Here is a 20,212-nt window from a genome sequence, read left to right on the forward strand (position 1 = left end):
ATTAGCGCAAGCAGGGGGGTGCTCCGCCAATCGGTATCCCCCGCGCCCGTCGCCCGCGCAGGGCAACGCAAGGGACCGACGCAGACGTAAGGGAAGGGTGGTCGCCATGCGCTATCGGCTCACGTTCTTTGCCGGACTGGCCCTGGGGTACGTGCTCGGCACGAAGGCCGGTCGCGAACGCTACGAGCAGTTGAAGAAGTCGGCACGGCAGGTCGCGCAGAACCCCGCCGTGCGGAACACCGCCGAGTCGGCCGCCCAGCAGGGGCGGGTCTACGCCGGCAAGGCCTACCACGTGGTCAGCGAGAAGGTGGGTGACCGTATGCCCGATCTGGTGGCCGAGCGGGTCCGTTCGCTGCGGGCACGCAACGCCAACGGCTCGGCCGGGGACGACTGGGGCACCAGCAACACATAGGGGCCCCATCGCAGCCGTCGGACCCGCGCGCGGCGCTCCCACCCCTTCCCGTGCGGCAGAATTTCTGCCATGGGGATAGTCGCCGGGCTGGACAGTTCGCCCGATTTTACGCGCATTGTCGTCTGTGACTCGGACACAGGGGCCGTGCTCAGGCAGGGGTATGCCCCGCACCCGTTGGAGCCGGCGGAGGGCGGGGGGCGCCCGGCGGACGTCGATCCGCAGGCCTGGCTGCTGTCCCTGGGCGAGGCGGCCGGCGGCGGGCTGCTGGAGGGCGTGCAGGCCATCGGGGTCTCGTCCCAGCAGAACGGGCTGATCGCGCTGGACGCACAGGGCAACACCGTGCGTCCGGCGATGGTCGGCGGCGACAGGCGGACCCAGGTGGCGGCCGCCGACCTCGTCGACGCGCTCGGGGGGCGCGGCTCGTGGGCGGAGGCCGTCGGCTGTGTGCCGGGGGCCGCGCAGCCGGTGACCAAGCTGCGCTGGATGAGCCGTACGGAACCGGACGCCGCGATGCGGACGGCCGTACTGCTCCAGGCGCACGACTGGCTGGTCTGGCAGCTGCTCGGGCGGCCGGTCAGAAGGACGACGGACCGGGGCGGGGCGTCCGGGACCGGGTACTGGAACGCGGCGACCGGCCAGTACCGCACGGATCTCGTCGAGATGGCGCTCGGACACCAGGTGATGCTCCCCGAGGTGCTCGGCCCCTCGGACGCCGCCGGGACGACGCCGGAGGGGCTCCTCATCTCCGCCGGCACCGGCGAGACCATGGCTGCCGCCTTCGGGCTCGGCATCGGGCTCGGGGACGCGGTGGTGTCGCTGGGGGCCTCCGGGTCCGTCATGGCCGTTCACACCCAGGCACTCGTGGACTCCTCCGGGATGATCACCTCGCTGGCCGACGCCACGGGCATGCATCTGCCGGTCGTCACCACGCTCAACGCCGTACGGACGCTGCGCGGGGCCGCCGAACTGCTGGGCGTGGCCGATCTGGAGGCGCTCTCCGACCTGGCGATGAAGTCGACGCCCGGCTCGCACGGACTGGTGATGCTGCCCTACCTGGAGGGCGAGCGGACGCCGAACCTGCCGCACACGGCGGGGACGCTCGCCGGGCTGCGGCGGGAGTCGATGAAGCCGGAGCACCTGGCGCGGGCCGCGTTCGAGGGCATGCTGTGCGGGCTCGCGGACGCGCTGGACGTGCTGCGCGGGCGCGGCGTGGACGTACGGCGGATCTTCCTGCTGGGTGCTGCGGCGGAGCTGCCGGCCGTGCAGGCGGCGGCGCCGGCGCTCTTCGGGGTGCAGGTGGTGGTGCCGCAGCCGGCGGACTACGCGGCGGTGGGCGCGGCCCGGCAGGCGGCGTGGGCGCTCGGGGTCTCGCAGGGGGCGCTCGATCCGCGTACGCCTCCGATGTGGCCGGGGGCGGCGGCGCAGGTGCTGGAGCCGGGGGACGAGCTGGCGGTGGGGCAGGCGGTCCGGCAGCAGTACGTGGCGGTCCGGGAACAGACCCATCCCGGGGCGTTCCGGACCTGAGCACCTCGGGTCGACCTACATGGTTCGGCCATCGATTCCTCACCGTCGGGTTAATTCGGTTGAGGTAACGCGGGTGGAGTGTTCGACGATGGGTGCTGGTGCGTCCCGAACCCCGTCGTCGACTCCGAGAGATCTCGCGTGCTCATACGTCTGCTGAGAAGTCATCTACGTCCCTACCGGACACCGATCACCCTGCTGGTGCTGCTGCAGTTCGTGCAGACGTGCGCCACGCTCTACCTGCCCACTCTGAACGCGGACATCATCGACGAGGGCGTGGTGAAGGGGGACACGGGCTACATCCTGTCCTTCGGCGCGCTGATGATCGGCATCTCGCTGGTGCAGGTCGTCTGCAACATCGGGGCCGTGTACTACGGCGCCCGCACCGCGTCGGCGGTCGGCCGGGACATCCGGGCCGCCGTGTTCGACCGGGTGCAGTCGTTCTCGGCGCGTGAGGTCGGTCACTTCGGGGCGCCGTCGCTGATCACCCGGACCACGAACGATGTGCAGCAGGTGCAGATGCTGGTGCTCATGACGTTCACGCTGGTGGTGTCGGCGCCGATCATGTGCGTCGGCGGCATCGTGCTGGCGCTCGGGCTGGACGTGCCGCTGTCGGGGGTGCTGCTCGCCGTCGTACCGGTGCTCGGGATCTCCGTCAGCCTGATCGTGCGCCGGCTGCGCCCCCTGTTCCGCACGATGCAGGAGCGGTTGGACACCGTGAACCGGGTGCTGCGGGAGCAGATCACCGGCAACCGGGTGATCCGGGCCTTCGTGCGGGACGACTACGAGAAGGACCGGTTCCGGAAGGCGAACGTCGAGCTGACGGACGTGTCGCTGGGAACCGGGCGGATGCTCGCGCTGATGTTCCCGATCGTGATGACGGTGATCAACCTGTCGTCGATCGCGGTGGTGTGGTTCGGTGCCCATCGGATCGACAGCGGTGGGATGGAGATCGGCGCGCTCACGGCGTTCCTCGCCTATCTGATGCAGATCGTGATGGCTGTGATGATGGCCACCTTCATGTTCATGATGATGCCGCGCGCCGAGGTGTGCGCCGAGCGCATCCAGGAGGTGCTGGACACCGACACGAGCGTGGTGCCGCCGGTCGAGCCCGTACGGGAGCTGCGGCGCCACGGGTTCCTGGAGGTCCGGGGCGCGGGGTTCCGCTATCCGGGTGCCGAGGAGCCGGTGCTCAGGTCGATCGAGGTCGTGGCGCGGCCCGGTGAGACGACGGCCGTCATCGGGTCCACGGGCAGCGGGAAGTCGACGCTGCTCGGGCTGGTGCCCCGGCTGTTCGACGTCACCGAGGGCGAGGTGCTGGTGGACGGCGTCGACGTACGGACGCTCGACCCGAAGCTGCTGGCGAGGACGGTGGGTCTGGTGCCGCAGAAGCCGTATCTGTTCTCCGGGACCGTGGCGACGAACCTGCGGTACGGCAATCCGGACGCCACGGACGAGGAGTTGTGGCACGCGCTGGAGGTGGCGCAGGCCAAGGAGTTCGTGGAGCGGCTGGAGAACGGGCTGGACTCCCCCATCGCGCAGGGCGGGACGAACGTGTCGGGCGGGCAGCGGCAGCGGCTCGCGATCGCGCGGACGCTGGTGCAGCGGCCGGAGATCTATCTGTTCGACGACTCCTTCTCCGCGCTCGACTACGCGACCGACGCCGCGCTGCGGGCGGCGCTGGCGCGGGAGACCGCCGACGCGACCGTGGTGATCGTGGCCCAACGGGTGGCGACCATCCGGGACGCCGACCGGATCGTCGTCCTCGACGAGGGCCGGGTCGTCGGCACGGGCCGGCACCACGAGCTGATGGCGGACAACGAGACCTACCGGGAGATCGTCCTCTCCCAGCTCACGGAAGCGGAGGCAGCCTGATGGCCGGGCCGTTGGCACGGATGGCGGGGGCCGGGGCCCCCGACCAGCACTCCATGGACTTCAAGGGGTCCGGGAAGCGGCTGCTCGCGCAGTTCAGGCCCGAGCGGTTCACGATGTACGCGATGGTCGTGTGCGCGGTGCTCAGCGTCGGGCTGTCGGTGCTCGGGCCGTGGATCCTCGGCAGGGCGACCGACCTGGTGTTCGCGGGTGTCGTCGGGCGGGAGATGCCGGCGGGCGCCACCAAGGCCGAGGTCCTCGCGTCCATGCGCGAGCGTGGGGACGGCGCGGTCGCCGACATGCTGGCGGGAACGGACTTCACGCCGGGCAAGGGCATCGATTTCGAGGCCGTCGGCACGGTACTGCTGGTTGCCCTCGGCATCTTCCTGGTGGCGGGGCTGCTGATGGCGGCGGCCACGCGACTCTCCAACCGGGCCATCAACCGGACCGTCTACCACATGCGCGAGGAGCTCCAGGCGAAGCTGTCGCGGCTGCCGTTGTCGTACTTCGACAAGCGGCAGCGCGGTGAGGTGCTGAGCCGGGCGACCAACGACATCGACAACATCGGGCAGACGCTGCAGCAGTCGATGGGGCAGCTCATCAACTCGCTGCTCACCATCATCGGTGTGCTGGTGATGATGTTCTGGGTGTCGCCGCTGCTGGCGCTGGTCGCGCTGGTGACCGTGCCGGTGTCGTTCCTGGTGGCCACACGGGTCGGCAAGCGGTCGCAGCCGCACTTCGTGGCGCAGTGGCGGGTGACCGGCAAGCTCAACGCGCACATCGAGGAGATGTACACCGGGCACACGCTCGTGAAGGTCTTCGGGCGGCAGGAGGAGTCCGCGCGGCGGTTCGCCGAGGAGAACGAGCGGCTGTACGAGGCCGGGTTCAAGGCCCAGTTCAACAGCGGGATCATGCAGCCGCTGATGTTCTTCGTGTCCAACATCAACTATGTGCTGGTCGCGGTGGTGGGTGGACTGCGGGTGGCTACGGGCGCCCTGTCCATCGGTGAAGTGCAGGCCTTCATCCAGTACTCGCGGCAGTTCTCGATGCCGCTGACGCAGGTCGCGTCGATGGCGAACCTGGTGCAGTCGGGGGTCGCGTCCGCCGAGCGGATCTTCGAACTGCTCGACGCGGAGGAGCAGGAGGCCGACGCGGTGCCCGGGGTGCGGCCCGAGGAGCTGCGGGGGCGGGTGGCGCTGGAGGGCGTGTCCTTCCGGTACGAGGCCGACAAGCCGCTGATCGAGGATCTGTCGCTGGTGGTGGAGCCGGGGCACACGGTGGCGATCGTGGGGCCGACGGGTGCGGGCAAGACCACTCTGGTGAACCTGTTGATGCGGTTCTACGAGGTCACCGGGGGGCGGATCACGCTCGACGGGGTCGATGTGGCGTCCATGTCGCGGGACGAACTGCGCGACGGGATAGGGATGGTGCTCCAGGACACCTGGCTGTTCGGGGGGACGATCGCGGAGAACATCGCGTACGGGGCGTCCGCCGCGCGGAAGGTGACGCGGGGCGAGATCGAGGAGGCGGCTCGGGCCGCGCACGCGGACCGGTTCATCCGGACGCTGCCGGACGGGTACGACACCGTGATCGACGACGAGGGGAGCGGGGTGAGCGCGGGTGAGAAGCAGCTCATCACGATCGCCCGGGCGTTCCTGTCGGATCCGGTGATCCTGGTGCTGGACGAGGCGACGTCCTCTGTGGACACGCGCACGGAGGTGTTGATCCAGAAGGCGATGGCGAAGCTGGCGCATGGGCGGACGTCGTTCGTGATCGCGCACCGGCTGTCGACGATTCGGGACGCCGACACGATCCTGGTGATGGAGAACGGGGCCATCGTGGAGCAGGGGGCGCACGAGGAGTTGTTGGCGGCGGACGGGGCGTATGCGCGGTTGTACAAGGCGCAGTTCGCGGAGGCGGTGGCGGAGGTGGACTGAGGGGTGGGGGCTGGTTGGGGTGCGTTGTCGGGTGCGGGCCCGGTGGGGCTGCTCGCGCAGTTCCCCGCGCCCCTGAAAAGCAGGGGCTGCGCCCACTGCTTTTCAGGCTCACCGAAGCCCCGCCCGACGACGCGTCCCCTCAGTCCAAGTACCCCCGCAGCTGGTCCGCGAAGGCGTGGTCCCTGAGTTTGTTCAGGGTCTTGGACTCGATCTGGCGTATCCGTTCCCGGGTGACGCCGAAGATGCGGCCTATCTCCTCCAGCGTGCGGGGGCGGCCGTCCGCGAGGCCGTAGCGGAGTTGGACCACCTTGCGTTCCCGCTCGCCCAGGGTGGAGAGGACCGCCTCCAGATGCTCCCTGAGCAGCAGGAACGCGGCCGACTCCACGGGGCTCGCCGCGTCGCCGTCCTCGATGAGGTCGCCGAGGGCCACGTCGTCCTCCTCGCCCACGGGCGCGTGGAGCGAGACCGGTTCCTGGGCGAGGCGGAGGACCTCGCTGACGCGCTCGGGCGCCAGGTCGAGGTGGGCGGCGACCTCCTCGGGCGTGGGCTCGTAGCCCCGTTCCTGGAGCATGCGGCGTTGGACGCGGACGACCCGGTTGATCAACTCGACCACGTGGACCGGGACCCGGATGGTGCGGGCCTGGTCGGCCAGGGCTCGGGACATGGCCTGGCGGATCCACCAGGTGGCGTAGGTCGAGAACTTGTAGCCGCGCGCGTAGTCGAACTTCTCGACGGCCCTGATCAGGCCCAGGTTTCCTTCCTGGACCAGGTCCAGCATGGTCAGGCCGCGGCCGACGTAACGCTTCGCCACGGAGACGACGAGCCGCAGGTTCGCCTCGATCAGGCGGCGTTTGGCCATGCGGCCCATGACGACCAGCTTGTCGAGGTCGAGGGCGAGCTGGGTGTCGAGGTCGCGGGCGTGGCCGAGCCGCTCCTCGGCGAAGAGGCCGGCCTCGACGCGGCGGGCCAGCTCCACCTCCTCCGCGGCCGTCAGGAGCGGGATACGGCCGATCTCACGCAGGTACTGGCGGAAGAGGTCGGAGGAGGGTCCGCTGGTGTCCGGGCGGGCGCGTGGCAGCTCCACGGGCTCGGGAGGCTCGGCCGTCTCCAGGGCCTCGACCACCGCGGCAGGCGGTTCGTCCAGGTCGGGCGGGCCGTCCGGGGCCGCCTCGGGGTGGTGCGCGGCGCGGCTCTGGGCGGGCACCGCGGTGATGACATCGGTCTCCTCGGCCGGCTCCGAGCCGTCGGTACCGATGGCCGTACTGGTGTCGTTCTGTATGAGGGTCTGGGTCTGCACGGGGGCGACCTCCAGGAATGTCGCTGCCAGGGCGTACGGCAGCGGTACGTCTGGGATGGCGCGGGCGGCCTCTCCGCCGTCCATCCCGTACTCATCGAGCGGAACCGCGGGGATCTCGGACCCATGGGGGACGGGTCGGCCGCGCTCCGAGGACTCAGGCACCGGAACCCAGTGTGGAGTACGACACACAGCCGCCACGAGGGGCGTGCGGTGACTTTTTGCGTCCGGCCCGTGACCTCACGGTTACCTGTTCCACGAGTGCGCTGCTGGCCGGGTCGCAAACAGCTTGAAGGCCGTACGGACCGGGGTGGCTCCGGCGCGGATTGGCATGTGCTCCGGGGACGTGCACGGCCGGGGGCGCGCACCGGCACCGGTTCAGAGCGCCTCCGCGCCCCGCTCCCGCAACGCCTGGTCGTACTGCTGGAGGACCCACAACTCGTTCTGTACGGCGGCCAGCTGGGCGGGGTCGCCCTGGGCGGCGGCCCGCGCCAGGCTGCCCTGGACGTCGCGCACCCGGCGTTCCACGGCCCGGCGGCGCACGGTGACCAGTTGTGCGCCCGCGTAGACGTCGTCGACCGTCTTGCGCATGATCGCCTCGACCGCCAGCTCCGTCACCATGGCCCGCACGGTGTCGTCCGGCGCGGCCTCGCGGACGCGGACCAGGTACTCCTGCGGGTCCTCGGCGCCGTACTCCACGCCGCCCGCCTCGATGATCGCCTCACGGACGGCCGCGTACGGGGCGGCGGTGAACTCGTCGACGCCGTACGCGTCGAACGCCGGGGCGACCAACTCGGGGCGCTGGAGGGCGAGTTTGAGGAGTTCGCGTTCGGTGGCGAAGACCGGGTTGCGCAGGGTGAGGGCCGGGCCGGACGGGGGCCGGGCCGTGGACTCGTAGGGCGCCGCCCCGCGCTGGGCGGCCGGGGCCGGGCCCTGGCCGCCGCGCTCGCGGGCCCAGCGGGCCAGCTGGGCGACGCGCTTGACGACGAACTGGGTGTCGAGGATGCCGAGCATGCCGGCGAGCTGCACGGCGACCTCGTGCTGGGCGCCGCTGTTCTTGATGCGGGCCACGATCGGCGCGGCCTCGTCGAGGGCGGCGGCGCGGCCGGCGGGGGTCTCCAGGTCGTAGCGGGCGACGATCTGGCGGAGGGCGAACTCGAAGAGCGGGGTGCGGGGTTCGGCCAGTTCGGCGACGGCCTCGTCGCCCTTGGCCAGGCGGAGTTCGCAGGGGTCCATGCCGTCGGGGGCGATCGCGATGTACGTCTCGGCGGCGAACTTCTGGTCGTCCTCGAAGGCGCGCAGGGCCGCCTTCTGGCCGGCCGCGTCGCCGTCGAAGGTGAAGATCACGCGTGCGCTGCCGTTGTCCATCAGCAGCCGGCGGAGGATCTTGATGTGCTCGCCGCCGAAGGCCGTGCCGCAGGTGGCGATGGCGGTGGTGACGCCGGCGAGGTGGCAGGCCATGACGTCGGTGTAGCCCTCGACCACGACGGCCCGGCTGGCCTTGGCGATGTCCTTCTTGGCGAGGTCGATGCCGTACAGGACCTGGGACTTGCGGTAGATCGCCGTGTCGGGGGTGTTGAGGTACTTGGGCCCGTTGTCCGACTCGTACAGTTTCCGCGCGCCGAAGCCGACCACGTCCCCGCCGATGTCGCGGATGGGCCACATCAGGCGGCCCCGGAAGCGGTCGATCGGGCCCCGGCGGCCCTCCTGGGAGAGGCCGGACAGCAGCAGTTCCTTGTCGGTGAAACCCTTGCCGCGCAGGAAGCGGGTGAGGTGGTCCCAGCCCTGGGGGCTGTAGCCGACGCCGAAGTGGACGGCGGCTGCCTGGTCGAAGCCGCGCTCGGCGAGGAAGATCCGGCCGGTGTCGGCCTCGGGGCTGGTGGCGAGCTGCTCCGCGTACCACTCGGCGGCGATCTTGTGCGCCTCGACGAGGCGGATCCGTTCGCCGCGCTGGTGGGAGGGGTTGTACCCGCCCTCCTCGTAGCGCAGGGTGATGCCGGCCTGACCGGCCAGGCGCTCGACGGCCTCCGAGAAGGACAGGTGGTCGACCTTCATCACGAACGTGATGGTGTCGCCGCCCTCCTGGCAGCCGAAGCAGTGGAAGAGCCCCTTGCTGGGGCTGACCTGGAAGGACGGCGACTTCTCGTCGTGGAACGGGCAGAGGCCCTTGAGGTTCCCGCCGCCCGCGTTGCGCAGCTGGAGGTACTCGGACACCACGGCGTCGATCGGGACCGCGTCCCGTACCGCCTTCACGTCCTCGTCGTTGATCCGTCCTGCCACGCGGAGATTCTACGGTGGTCCACTGACAGCTTCGGGGCAAGGGCAGCGCCCCGAAGGGGGCGCGGGGAACTGCGCGAGCAACCACACACCACCCGCACTCGCCCTCGCGCCCCACCCCGCGGATGTCTAGGCGATCAGACTCTCCAGCGGTACCTGAGGATTCGAGAGCGCGTCCACGTCGACCCGCGCCCGGGACCGGATCAGTTTCTGGATCGGCTCAGTGACATCCCACACGTTCACGTTCATCCCGGCCAGCACCCGCCCCTCCTTCACCCAGAACGCGATGAACTCCCGCTTCCCCGCGTCGCCCCGGATCAGCACCTGGTCGTACGAGCCGGGCGGCGCCCATCCCGAGTACTCCATCCCCAGGTCGTACTGGTCGGAGAAGAAGTAGGGCACCCGGTCGTACGTGACGTCCTTGCCGAGCATCGAGCGGGCGGCGGCGGGGCCGCCGTTGAGCGCGTTGGCCCAGTGCTCGACGCGGAGCCGGGTGCCGAAGAGGGCGTGCGGGAAGGACACGACGTCACCGGCCGCGTAGATGGAGGGGTCGGACGTGCGGAGCCCCGCGTCCACCACGATGCCCCCGCCGTGGGCGCGGTCCGCGATCTCCAGCCCGGCGGCCTCCGCCAGGCCGGTGCGCGGGGCGGCGCCGATGGCCGCGAGGACGTCGTGCGCCGGGTGCTCCTCCCCCGTGTCCGTGCGGGCCGCGAGGACCATCCCGTCCTGGCCGACGATCTCCGTGAGCCTTGCCCCGAAGTGGAAGCGGACGCCGTGCTCGCGGTGCAGTTCCGCGAAGAGGTTGCCGAGTTCGGGGCCGAGGACGCCGTGCAGCGGCGTCGGTTCCGGCTCGACGACGGTGACCTCCGCGCCGTACTCGCGGGCCGCCGCCGCCACTTCCAGGCCGATCCAGCCGGCGCCGGCGATGACCAGGTGGCCGTTGTCCCGGCCGAGGGCCCCGAGGACTCCCTTCAGGCGCTCGGCGTGGGCGAGGCGGCGCAGATGGTGGACGCCCGCGAGATCGGTGCCCGGGATGTCCAGGCGGCGGGGCTCGGCGCCGGTCGCGAGCAGCAGTTTGTCGTAGTGGACGAGGGTGCCGTCGTCGCCGAAGCGGACGGTCCTGGCCGTGCGGTCGATCGCGTCGACGGTCTGGCCGAGGTGGAGCTCGATGTCGTGGCGCGCGTACCAGGACGGCTCGTGGACGAAGACGCTGTCGCGCTCCTCCTTGCCGAGCAGGTAGCCCTTGGAGAGCGGCGGACGCTCGTAGGGGTGGTCGCGTTCGTCGCAGATCAGTATCACGCGGCCGGTGAAGCCCTCCGCTCGGAGCGTCTCGGCCGCCTTCGCGCCGGCGAGACCGCCTCCGACGATGACGAATGTCTGATCCGCGTCGACCACTTGATGCCTCCTCTTAAGGGTGCGTCCACATGCGAGCGTCCCGCACGGAGCGTGATGCGGGAAGAGGTAGTGACCCGATCAGGCCACGGAGGGTCACGTTTTTGTCACATCCGACCCGTCAGCCTCGCGTGCAGCGCGCGGGCGGAGGTGTCGGTCAGGGAAGCGATCTGGTCGACGATCACCCGCTTGCGGGCGCGGTCGTCCGAGGCCGCGTCGAACAGCGCGCGGAACTGGGGTTCGAGTCCCTCCGGTGCGCGGGCGGTGAGCGCCTCGGCCAGTTCGGCGACGACGATCCGCTGGTCGGCGCGGAGGCGCTCCTGCTCGGCCCGCTGCATCACATAGCGGTCGGCGACGGCCTTCAGCACGGCGCACTCCAGCCGCGCCTCGCGCGGGACGACCAGTTCGGCGGCGTACCGGGTGAGGGGGCCGCTGCCGTACGCCTGCCGGGTGGCACCTTCGGCGGCGAGGCAGAAGCGGCCGATGAGCTGGCTGGTGGCGTCCTTCAACCGGGCCTGTGCGACGGCCGTTCCGTCGTAGCCGTGCGGCCACCACTCCTGGTCGAGGAGGCGGTCGAGGGCGGCGGCGAGTTCGGCCGGGTCGGTGTCCGCGGGGACGTACCGGCCGCGGGCCACCTCGAACACCGCCTGGCGTTCGGGTTCCGCGTGCAGGCAGTTGGGGTCGATGTGGCCGGCGTGCAGGCCGTCCTCGACGTCGTGCACGGAGTACGCCACGTCGTCGGACCAGTCCATGACCTGGGCCTCGAAGGTCGTGCTGGTGCCGGGGGCGTCCTTGCGGACCCAGTCGAAGACGGGCCGGTCGTCGTCGTACACGCCGAACTTGGGCGACGCGGGGTCGGTGGGGTGACCGCCGCGCGGCCAGGGGTACTTGGTGGCGGCGTCCAGCGCGGCGCGGGTGAGGTTGAGGCCGACGCTGACGAGGTCGCCCGACTCCGGGGAGCGCACGAAGCGCTTGGGCTCGATGCGGGTCAGGAGGCGCAGGGACTGGGCGTTGCCCTCGAAACCGCCGCAGTCCTCGGCGAATTCGTTGAGCGCCTGTTCGCCGTTGTGGCCGAAAGGGGGGTGGCCGAGGTCGTGGGAGAGGCAGGCCGCCTCCACGAGGTCGGGGTCGCAGCCGAGGGCGGCGCCCAGCTCGCGGCCCACCTGGGCGCACTCCAGGGAGTGGGTGAGGCGGGTGCGGGGGCTCGCGTCCCAGACCTGGCTGCGGGTGCCGGGGGTGACGACCTGGGTCTTGCCGGCGAGTCTGCGCAGGGCCGCGGAGTGCAGTACGCGGGCGCGGTCGCGTTGGAAGGCGGTGCGGCCGGGGCGTTTGTCGGGCTCCGGGGCGTAGCGCTCCGCGGAGGGCGGGGGGTAGGCGGCCGGGGTGTCGTGGGTGGGCGGGGTGGCAGGGCTGGGGGGTGTGGTGCCTTCCATGATTCGACAGTACGGGGAGGGGGTGACAAACGGGTGCCTACTCGTCTGCCGGGTTCGGTTCTTTGGCGGGTGCGCGTGGGATGTGGCTGGTCGCGCCCACGCGGCGGAGCCGCATATCGAGACAGCCCCGCGCCCCTGGAGGGGCGCTGCCGCGGGCCGGAAGTCACAGGGCCCCTATGCCACTGCCAGGGCTCGTTCCGTCGTCGTCCCGGGGGCGGCCAGTGCCTCGTCGTAGCGGTGCAGGATCAGGCTCGCCATCGACGGGTGGGCGCCCAGGGGGGCCGCCGTGATGCCCGGGGCCGCTTCCGCGCACTCCCTGGCGAAGCGGCCGGGGGCCGTGAAGTAGGAGGCGAGGGCTATGCGGGTGCGGCCCTGGGCGGTGAGGGTGCGGACGGCTTCGGGGACCGTGGGGGCGGCGGCCGAGGCGTAGGCGGGGATCACCGGGACGCCCAGGCGGTCGGCGAGGAGGCGGGCCGTGCGGCCGGTGTCCTCGGCGGCCTCGGGGTCGCGGGAGCCCGCGGCGGCCAGCACCACGGCGCTCGTGCGGCGGCGCGCCTCGCTCATCCGGGTGCGCCAGCCCGCCTCGACGAGGCGGGCGTGCAGGGTCTCGACGAGGAGGGCGTGCGGGCCGAGCGGCGCGGCCAGGCGGGTGCGGGCCTCGGCGGCCGCGGCCATCTCGGGGATGTCCTGCTTGACGTGGTAGCCACGGCTGAGGAGGAGGGGGACGAGCACCGCTTCCCGGTCGCCGAGGGCGGCGAGGGTGTCGGGGAGCAGCGGTTCGTTCAGCTCGATGTGGCCGAGGTGCACGGCGAGGCCGGGGCGCTGCTCGCGGACGCGCTCCATGAGGGTGCGTACGGTCGCCAGGGCGCGTGGGTCGCGGCTGCCGTGGGCGACCAGGACGAGCGCCGGTGGGGCGGGGCGCCGGGTTCCGTCGCGGGAGACGAGGCTGAGCTGGGTGGCCAGCTGGTCACTGATCAGGTTCATGATGTGCGCCGTACTGTCGAGGTCCGCGTTCGACTTGCTCGTCGTCGCCGTCATGCACCGATGGTGCCGGGAGGACGTTGCCTACCCGTTGCGCGGTGGTGACGGGTCTTTTCCGGCCCTTCACCGTGCGCGGTAGGCGCCTGTGAACCTCCGTGACCTGGCATTTCGACTCGTTCGAGTGAAGCTTGTCACGCTGGGCGGTGAACCGGATCTCCGCGGATGACGTCTTCGTTGGTCGGGAGAGCGGGCACGGGACGGGTCCGCCGGAAACACGCAGGACACATGGCGGGACGCGCAGCAGGACACAGAGCGGGTTCGGCGGGACGGGGGCGCAGTGAGGCGTATCGGGCGGGTCGTGCGCGCCGTTCGGCTGCCGCGTACGCGGGCGGGGCGGCGGCGGGCCGTGCAGGTGGTGATGCTGCTGTGCGTGCTGGCGCTGCTGCCGTCGACCTGGATGTTCACGGCGGCGGGTGACCGGCTGCGGACCACGGCCGACGCGCCGCGCACGGAGGTCGCGGTGGTGTTCGGCGCCGGGCTGTGGCAGGGCGAGCCGTCGCCGTATCTCGCGCGCCGGCTGGACGCGGCGGCCGAGTTGTACCGGTCGGGCAGGATCAAGGTGGTCCTGGTCACCGGCGACAACAGCCGCGTGGAGTACGACGAGCCGGACGCGATGCGCGGCTACCTCACCGAGCACGGCGTGCCCGACGACCGGATCGTCAGCGACTACGCCGGGTTCGACACCTGGGACTCCTGCGTCCGCGCCAAGAAGATCTTCGGCGTGGACCGGGCGGTCCTCGTCAGCCAGGGCTTCCACATACGCCGGGCGGTCGCGCTGTGCGAGGAGGCGGGCGTCGAGTCGTACGGCGTCGGTGTGCAGGACCGGCACGACGCGACCTGGTACTACGGGGCCACCCGGGAGCTGTTCGCGGCGGGCAAGGCCTCCCTGGACGCCCTGTTCGAGCCGGACCCCCGCTTCCTCGGACCGGAGGAAACGGGGGTCGAGAAGGCACTCGCGTCGGCGGGGCGAAGCCCTGAGGAAGCGCCTTAGTGCTCGAAGGCCTTGGTGCTTCGCGGGCCTTGGTGCTTAGCGCGCCTTGGTGCGGGAGGGCCTCAGTGCTTGATGGAGCCCCACCAGCCCTGGTCCACGGCGCAGCCCCACTGCTTGCCCGCGGCGGTCTTGCCGTGGACGGTGAAGCGGACCTCGTAGGGCTTCTTGCGGTTGGTCATGTAGGCGCTGATGCGCAGACCGGTGGTGCCCTTCGCCTTCAGTTTCTTGGTGTAGACGGTGGCGACCTTCGAGGTCCGCTTGGTGATCTTGCTGCCCTTGGTGGCGGTGGCGTAGGTGAAGGTCAGGTTGACGGGCTTGCTGACCTTCAGGCTGACGTCCTTGAAGCTCGCGGTCTTGCTCTTGTTCTTGAGCGCGAAGTAGAGGCCGCCCTGCACCCGGTTCTTCGAGTCCAGGGTGAAGTTCTTCGGCGAGCTGAGTTCGAGCGGGCAGCCGGCGGCCTGCGGCGCGGCGGAGGCGGCTCCGGCGAGGCCAAGCTGAGTGGCGGTCAGGGCGCCGACGGCACCCAGGACGGCGGCGGTGGTGCGCATACGGTTCACGTGATGGTCCTCTTCCCCCTGCGGCCCGCGTGCGGGCCGGGTGACAGGTCGTACGCCACACGGGGTTCGCGGCACGACCCCCGTGTCTGTGGCGCCCGTAGTTCTTAGCACGCGGGGCCCGAACGGGTGGACGGAAAGCGGTGACGCGACCGCATACGGTGACAGAATCGCGACATCCGGCGGCACGCTCCTCGACATTCGGCGACACGCCTGCGCGACATCCCGCCGCACACTTCCTCACGCCGGGGCCGATGCCGCCGGGAGGTCCCCGTGCCGGTCGCGTAACGAGGGGCGCCCCGGCGCGTAACACGTGCGACGCACGCTGGACGGTATGCCGAACTCCGCGACGCCCACCCACTGCCCGTACTGCGCCCTGCAGTGCGGGATGAACCTGACGCCCGGTGCGGACGGGACCGAAGGGGTCGTAGTGGTCACGGAGCGCGCGGACTTCCCGGTGAACCGGGGAGCGCTGTGCGGCAAGGGCCGTACGGCGCCGGCGGTGCTCTCGTCCCGGGTCAGGCTGACCAGTCCCTTGGTCAGAAGGGCGGGCAACCTGGAACCCGCCTCCTGGGACGAGGCACTCGACCGGATCGCCGAGGGGCTCACCCGCACGCGGACGGAACATGGCCCGGACGCGTGCGGAGTGTTCGGCGGCGGCGGGCTGACCAACGAGAAGGCGTATCTGCTCGGCAAGTTCGCGCGGATCGTCCTCGGCACCTCGCAGATCGACTACAACGGCCGCTTCTGCATGTCCTCGGCGGCCGCCGCCGGGACGAAGGCGTTCGGGCTGGACCGGGGGCTGCCGTTCCCGCTGGAGGACATCCCGAGGACGGGGTGCGTGATCCTCGTAGGGTCCAACCTCGCGGAGACCATGCCGCCGGCGCTGCGCTACCTCACCGAGCTGAAGGAGAACGGCGGCACGCTGATCGTCATCGATCCGCGCCGCACCCGTACGGCCGAACAGGCCGACCTGCACCTGTCCCCGCGCCCGGGCACCGACCTCGCCCTCGCCCTCGGTCTGCTGCACCTGATCGTGGCCGAGGGGCGGGTGGACGAGGAGTACATCCGCGAGCGGACCAGCGGTTGGGAGGAGGCGCGGGCGGCGGCCATGGCGCACTGGCCGGAGTACGTGGAACGGATCACGGGGGTGTCCGTTCCCGAACTCCGCGAGGCGGTACGGCTGTTCTGCGAGCCCGAGCACGCGATGGTGCTCACGGCGCGCGGGCCCGAGCAGCAGTCCAAGGGCACGGACACCGTCGGCGCGTGGATCAACCTCACGCTGGCGACGGGCCGCGCCGGCCGGCCGCTGTCCGGGTACGGGTGTCTCACCGGGCAGGGCAACGGGCAGGGCGGGCGCGAGCACGGCCAGAAGGCCGACCAGCTGCCCGGCTACCGCAAGCTGGTCGACCCCGAGGCGCGGCGCCACGTCGCCGAGGTCTGGGGCGTCGACCCGGACAGCCTGCCCGGGCCGGGCCGCAGCGCGTACGAGCTGCTCGACGCGCTCGGCACCGACATCAAGTCCCTGCTGCTGATGGCCTCCAACCCGGTGGTGTCGGCGCCGCGCGCCGCGCACATCGAGGACCGGATCAAGTCGCTGGACTTCCTGGCCGTGTGCGACGTCGTGCTGTCGGAGACGGCGGCCCTCGCGGACGTCGTCCTGCCGGTGACGCAGTGGGCGGAGGAGACCGGCACGATGACCAACCTGGAGGGCCGGGTGCTGCTGCGGCGGCGCGCGATCACACCTCCCGACGGGGTCCGCAGCGACCTGGAGATCATGCACGAGCTGGCCGACCGGCTGGGCGTCGAGAAGGGCTTCCCGACCGACGCCGAGGAGGTCTTCGAGGAGCTGCGCCGGGCGAGCGCGGGCGGGCCCGCCGACTACTCGGGCATCACCTACCGGCGACTGGCCGAGGAGAACGGGGTGTTCTGGCCCTGCCCCACGCCGGTCTCCGCGCCCGCGCCGGACGCCGCGCCGGAACCGGCGCCCGTCCCGGACGTACACCCCGGCACCCCGCGGCTCTTCCTCGACCGGTTCGCCACGGAGGACGGCCGGGCCCGGTTCGCGCCCGTCTCGCATCGGGCGGCGGCCGAGGAACCGGACGCCGAGTACCCGGTGCTGCTCACCACCGGGCGGGTGGTCGCCCAGTACCAGTCGGGCGCCCAGACCCGGCGGGTCGACGAGCTGAACGCCGCCGCGCCGGGGCCGTTCGTGGAACTGCACCCCCGGCTGGCCGAGCGGCTCGGCGCGGCGGAGGGCGACCCGGTGGCCGTGGTCTCCCGCCGGGGGCGGGCCGTCGCCCCGGCCCGCATCACGACCGCCATCCGCCCCGACACGGTCTTCATGCCGTTCCACTGGCCGGGCGAGGGCCGCGCCAACTCCCTCACCAACCCCGCCCTCGACCCCACCTCCCGCATGCCGGAGTTCAAGACGTGCGCGGTGCGGGTGGAGGCCGTGGGGAAGTAGGGCGGAGCGGCGCGGCCCGTCGAGAGCGGTCTCGGAGCGCGGCTCAGAGGGTCATGCGCACCGTGGCCGCGTCCTCGGCGTACTTCGCAGTCTCCTCGGGGGTGAAGTCACGGCGTTCCGTGAAGCCCAGGCCGACGACGGCGACGAGGGTCTCGTCCGCCGGGTCGAAGACGGGGAGGGTGAGGGAGCCCAGGGAGCCGGCGGCGCGGCCCGCGCGGACGGCGACGCCGGTCGTGTCGGTCTGGAAGTCGGGGACGGCGACGGGCTCGCGGCGCTGCGCGGCCGTCCCGGCCATGCCCTTGCCGATCGGGATCACGGCGGTGCCGTTGCGCACCGAGACCGGCAGGTTGTAGGCGGCGACGAGGACGATCTCGCCCTCCTCGGCGGGCTCGGAGAGGTGGACGGAGCCGGCGAAGCCACCGTTGCGCTCGACGAACTCGGCGAGCCACGCCTCCACTTCGGGGCGCGCGTTCTTCAGGACGGTCTCGTTCAGGGCGGTCGCGTTCGGGGCCGTCTCGTTCAGGGCTGTTTCGCGCGGCGCCGTCTCGTTCAGGACGGTCGCGTTCGGGGCTGTCGCGTTCGGGGCTGTCTCGTGCATGTGGGGGCTCCTCGTGCTCGCGGCTCAGGTGCCGCTGTCGTGATCAGCATCGTTACCCCACTGACTTGAACATTCACGCGTCGGATGCGTGGATCCTGTGTCGGCGTGGATCCTGTGTCGGCGGCCCGGCGGCTCTGCGGCCCCGGCGTCATCCACGCAGTCGCCAGTCACCGCTCTCGATGAGCTTCCCCCTGGCCCGCAGTCCGGCCGCGACGGTCGGTGCGGCGACGTAGACCCAGGCCCGTACGGCGGTGCCGTCGGCGAGGATGGCCGGGCGTTCCACCCGCTCGTAGAGGTTCGCCGGGTCGCCCGGGGCGTACTCCTCCAACCGGTCCAGCACGCGCAGGAGTTCGGCGTAGTCCTCGGGGGCGGCGGTGACGATCTCGCCGCTCACCTCGACCGCTCCCCCGCGCCCCTCCCCGGCACCGTCGCCGAGGCTCTCCACCGCGTACGGGTACCCCGGGCCGTCGTAGAGCGCCATGCCGCGCATCCGGGCCGGTTCCTCCGCGACGGTGCGGCCGCACAGGAAGAGGTCGTGGTTGGGCTCGCCGGGGCGGAGGGTGCCGTAGACGAAGAAGGGCAGCACCGGGCTCGCCTCTCCTCTCCGAGGGGATCGGGACTCTTTGCAGAAACGATTCTCACCCCTCACACTTCCCCCCGCCGACGCCCCTGGACCGCACCTGTCATGCCCACTTAAATCTGACGAGATCGTGGTCGGCCCGACGACCACCGTCGCCCCTCGTCCCTGGGAGACAGATGCGCCGAGCACGGCACCTTCGACGCCCGCACCTCGCCACCACCGGCACCGCCGTCACGGCCGCCGCGCTGCTGGCGGCGACGCTCACCCCCACCGCGGGTGCCGCCGACAGACCTGACCGGAGCACCGCGATCGCCCATGCCGCCGACGTCCTGCGGGACCGTGCGGCGAGTCTGGGGCTCACCTCCGCCCAGGAGACCACCGTACGGGACGTGATCGTGGACGCGGACGGCGCGCAGCACGTGCGCTACGACCGGACCTACCGCGAACTCCCGGTCCTCGGCGGCGACTTCGTCGTCCATCTCAACCCCGGCGGCGAGTTCCGAAGTGCGAACAGGGCGACCGCCCGCGCCCTCGACATCCCCAGCGTCACGCCCACGGTCAAGGCGCCCCGGGCCGCCGACATCGCCGCCGCCGCGCTGCGCGCCGCGAACGTCGGCGAGACGCTGCGCGGGCTGACGTCCAAGCCCCGACTGGTCGTCGACGCCCTGCACGGCACCCCCCGGCTGGCCTGGCGGACGGATGCGCTCGCCCGGGACGAGGCCGGCAACCCGGTCGCCCGCACGGTCGTGACGGACGCCTCGACGGGCAGGCAGATCGACGCCTGGGACGCGCTGGAGAGCGCCGCGGGCGACGGCAGGTCGCTCTACGGCGGCACGGTCCCGCTGGAGACGACCGTCTCCGGGTCGACGTACCAGCTGAAGGATCCGACCCGCGGCGACACGTACACCGGGGACGCCGCGAACCAGACCGACCTGTGCCTCCTCGGCATCTGCGTCCAGCGGGCGCCCGCGACGCTCCTCACCGACGCCGACAACCACTGGGGCACGGGCACGACCACGGACCGCGCCACCGCGGCCGTCGACGCGCAGTACGGCACCGACACCACCTGGGACTACTTCAAGGAGGTCCACGGCCGGAACGGCATCGCCGGCGACGGCCGGGGCTCGTACAACCGGGTCCACTACGGCAACGGCTACAACAACGCCTTCTGGGACGACAGTTGCTTCTGCATGACGTACGGCGACGGTGACGGGAACCTGCTCGGCCCGCTCGTCTCGCTGGACGTGGCCGGTCATGAGATGACCCACGGTGTCACCTCCGCGACGGCCGACCTGACGTACTCGGGCGAGCCGGGCGGCCTCAACGAGGCCACCTCGGACATATTCGGCACACTCGTCGAGTTCTCCGCGGAGAACGCCTCCGACCCCGGGGACTGGCTCGTCGGCGAGAAGGTCGTCCGCCCCGGCCTCGGAAGGCCGGCGCTCCGGTTCATGGACCAGCCCAGCAAGGACGGCTCCTCGGTGGACTGCTGGAGCACGGCGGTGCGGAACCTGGACGTCCACTACTCCTCGGGCGTCGCCAACCACTTCGCGTATCTCCTCGCGGAGGGCAGCGGCACCAGGACCATCGGCGGCGTTCGCCACTCCAGCACCACCTGCGACGGCTCGACGGTGACCGGCATCGGCAAGGACAAGCTGGGCGCGATCTGGTACCGGGCCCTGACCGTCTACATGACCTCGTCCACGGACTACGCCGGGGCGCGTACGGCGACCCTGAACGCGGCCCGCGACCTGTACGGGGCGGGGAGCGCCGAGCACGACGCGGTGGGGGCTGCGTGGAGTGCGGTGGCGGTGGGCTGATGGGCTGATGGGCTGGCATACGC

15 protein-coding genes are annotated in these 20,212 nt (G+C 71.6%); 7 read left to right on the forward strand and 8 right to left on the reverse strand.

Annotated features, from left to right (window positions below; all coding sequences use genetic code 11):
- Positions 1-106: 106 nt before the first annotated feature.
- From L3078_RS14790 to L3078_RS14805, 4 genes are all read left to right on the forward strand, one after another.
- Positions 107-412 carry a YtxH domain-containing protein gene (locus L3078_RS14790; RefSeq protein ID WP_220648928.1) on the forward strand — a complete coding sequence of 102 codons (306 nt, stop codon included), beginning with the start codon at positions 107-109 and terminating at the stop codon, positions 410-412.
- A 69-nt stretch (positions 413-481) separates the two neighbouring features.
- Complete coding sequence (locus L3078_RS14795; protein ID WP_239754083.1) at positions 482-1,936, forward strand: FGGY family carbohydrate kinase; 1,455 nt, start codon at positions 482-484, stop codon at positions 1,934-1,936.
- Positions 1,937-2,074: 138 nt separating this feature from the next.
- Positions 2,075-3,808, forward strand: a complete 1,734-nt coding sequence (locus L3078_RS14800; protein WP_239754084.1) for an ABC transporter ATP-binding protein — start codon at positions 2,075-2,077, stop codon at positions 3,806-3,808.
- A complete protein-coding gene (locus tag L3078_RS14805) occupies positions 3,808-5,742 on the forward strand; it encodes an ABC transporter ATP-binding protein (RefSeq protein ID WP_239754085.1) in 1,935 nt (644 codons plus the stop codon). The genes L3078_RS14800 and L3078_RS14805 overlap by 1 nt, the downstream gene beginning before the upstream one ends.
- A 139-nt stretch (positions 5,743-5,881) precedes the next feature.
- Here the strand turns inward: L3078_RS14805 and L3078_RS14810 are convergent, their stop codons facing one another.
- From L3078_RS14810 to L3078_RS14830, 5 genes are all read right to left on the reverse strand, one after another.
- On the reverse strand, positions 5,882-7,201 hold the full coding sequence (locus L3078_RS14810) for an RNA polymerase sigma factor (protein ID WP_239754086.1): 1,320 nt from the start codon (positions 7,199-7,201) through the stop codon (positions 5,882-5,884).
- A gap of 213 nt (positions 7,202-7,414) precedes the next feature.
- Positions 7,415-9,316, reverse strand: coding sequence for a DNA primase (dnaG, locus tag L3078_RS14815; RefSeq protein ID WP_239754087.1), 1,902 nt, complete (start codon positions 9,314-9,316; stop codon positions 7,415-7,417).
- 126 nt (positions 9,317-9,442) lie between these two features.
- Positions 9,443-10,708, reverse strand: a complete 1,266-nt coding sequence (locus tag L3078_RS14820) for an NAD(P)/FAD-dependent oxidoreductase (protein WP_239754088.1) — start codon at positions 10,706-10,708, stop codon at positions 9,443-9,445.
- Positions 10,709-10,812: 104 nt separating this feature from the next.
- A complete protein-coding gene (locus tag L3078_RS14825) occupies positions 10,813-12,138 on the reverse strand; it encodes a deoxyguanosinetriphosphate triphosphohydrolase (protein WP_239754089.1) in 1,326 nt (441 codons plus the stop codon).
- A gap of 174 nt (positions 12,139-12,312) precedes the next feature.
- Entirely contained in the window at positions 12,313-13,176 is an 864-nt protein-coding gene (locus tag L3078_RS14830) for a sirohydrochlorin chelatase (RefSeq protein WP_239754090.1), read from the reverse strand.
- A gap of 280 nt (positions 13,177-13,456) precedes the next feature.
- On the opposite strand from L3078_RS14830, the gene L3078_RS14835 reads away from it, so the two are divergent.
- Positions 13,457-14,170: a SanA/YdcF family protein gene (locus L3078_RS14835; RefSeq protein WP_239754091.1), complete on the forward strand. Its 714-nt coding sequence runs from the start codon at positions 13,457-13,459 to the stop codon at positions 14,168-14,170.
- A gap of 62 nt (positions 14,171-14,232) precedes the next feature.
- Here L3078_RS14835 and L3078_RS14840 read toward each other — a convergent pair whose 3' ends face one another.
- Positions 14,233-14,718, reverse strand: coding sequence for a hypothetical protein (locus tag L3078_RS14840; RefSeq protein WP_239760322.1), 486 nt, complete (start codon positions 14,716-14,718; stop codon positions 14,233-14,235).
- Positions 14,719-15,058: 340 nt separating this feature from the next.
- Here L3078_RS14840 and L3078_RS14845 point away from each other — a divergent pair, with 340 nt between their 5' ends.
- Positions 15,059-17,191, forward strand: coding sequence for a molybdopterin oxidoreductase family protein (locus tag L3078_RS14845; RefSeq protein WP_239754093.1), 2,133 nt, complete (start codon positions 15,059-15,061; stop codon positions 17,189-17,191).
- A 43-nt stretch (positions 17,192-17,234) separates the two neighbouring features.
- On the opposite strand, the gene L3078_RS14850 is transcribed toward L3078_RS14845, so the two are convergent.
- Together L3078_RS14850 and L3078_RS14855 are read right to left on the reverse strand one after the other, a co-directional pair.
- Positions 17,235-17,789, reverse strand: coding sequence for a GAF domain-containing protein (locus L3078_RS14850; protein ID WP_239754094.1), 555 nt, complete (start codon positions 17,787-17,789; stop codon positions 17,235-17,237).
- 148 nt (positions 17,790-17,937) lie between these two features.
- Positions 17,938-18,375, reverse strand: a complete 438-nt coding sequence (locus L3078_RS14855; protein WP_239754095.1) for a gamma-glutamylcyclotransferase family protein — start codon at positions 18,373-18,375, stop codon at positions 17,938-17,940.
- A 170-nt stretch (positions 18,376-18,545) separates the two neighbouring features.
- On the opposite strand from L3078_RS14855, the gene L3078_RS14860 reads away from it, so the two are divergent.
- Entirely contained in the window at positions 18,546-20,189 is a 1,644-nt protein-coding gene (locus L3078_RS14860) for a M4 family metallopeptidase (protein ID WP_239754096.1), read from the forward strand.
- Positions 20,190-20,212 lie beyond the last annotated feature (23 nt).

It is taken from the genome of Streptomyces deccanensis (assembly GCF_022385335.1).
GTDB classification, from domain to species: Bacteria; Actinomycetota; Actinomycetes; order Streptomycetales; family Streptomycetaceae; genus Streptomyces; species Streptomyces deccanensis.

Coding starts and splice junctions, on each gene's coding strand:
- L3078_RS14805 (WP_239754085.1), top strand. CDS start 3,808: ATGGCCGGGCCGTTGGCACGGATGGCGGGGGCCGGGGCCCCCGACCAG.
- L3078_RS14845 (WP_239754093.1), top strand. CDS start 15,059: ATGCCGAACTCCGCGACGCCCACCCACTGCCCGTACTGCGCCCTGCAG.
- L3078_RS14790 (WP_220648928.1), top strand. CDS start 107: ATGCGCTATCGGCTCACGTTCTTTGCCGGACTGGCCCTGGGGTACGTG.
- L3078_RS14850 (WP_239754094.1), bottom strand. CDS start 17,789: ATGCACGAGACAGCCCCGAACGCGACAGCCCCGAACGCGACCGTCCTG.
- L3078_RS14860 (WP_239754096.1), top strand. CDS start 18,546: ATGCGCCGAGCACGGCACCTTCGACGCCCGCACCTCGCCACCACCGGC.
- L3078_RS14825 (WP_239754089.1), bottom strand. CDS start 12,138: ATGGAAGGCACCACACCCCCCAGCCCTGCCACCCCGCCCACCCACGAC.
- L3078_RS14795 (WP_239754083.1), top strand. CDS start 482: ATGGGGATAGTCGCCGGGCTGGACAGTTCGCCCGATTTTACGCGCATT.
- L3078_RS14840 (WP_239760322.1), bottom strand. CDS start 14,718: ATGCGCACCACCGCCGCCGTCCTGGGTGCCGTCGGCGCCCTGACCGCC.
- L3078_RS14830 (WP_239754090.1), bottom strand. CDS start 13,176: ATGACGGCGACGACGAGCAAGTCGAACGCGGACCTCGACAGTACGGCG.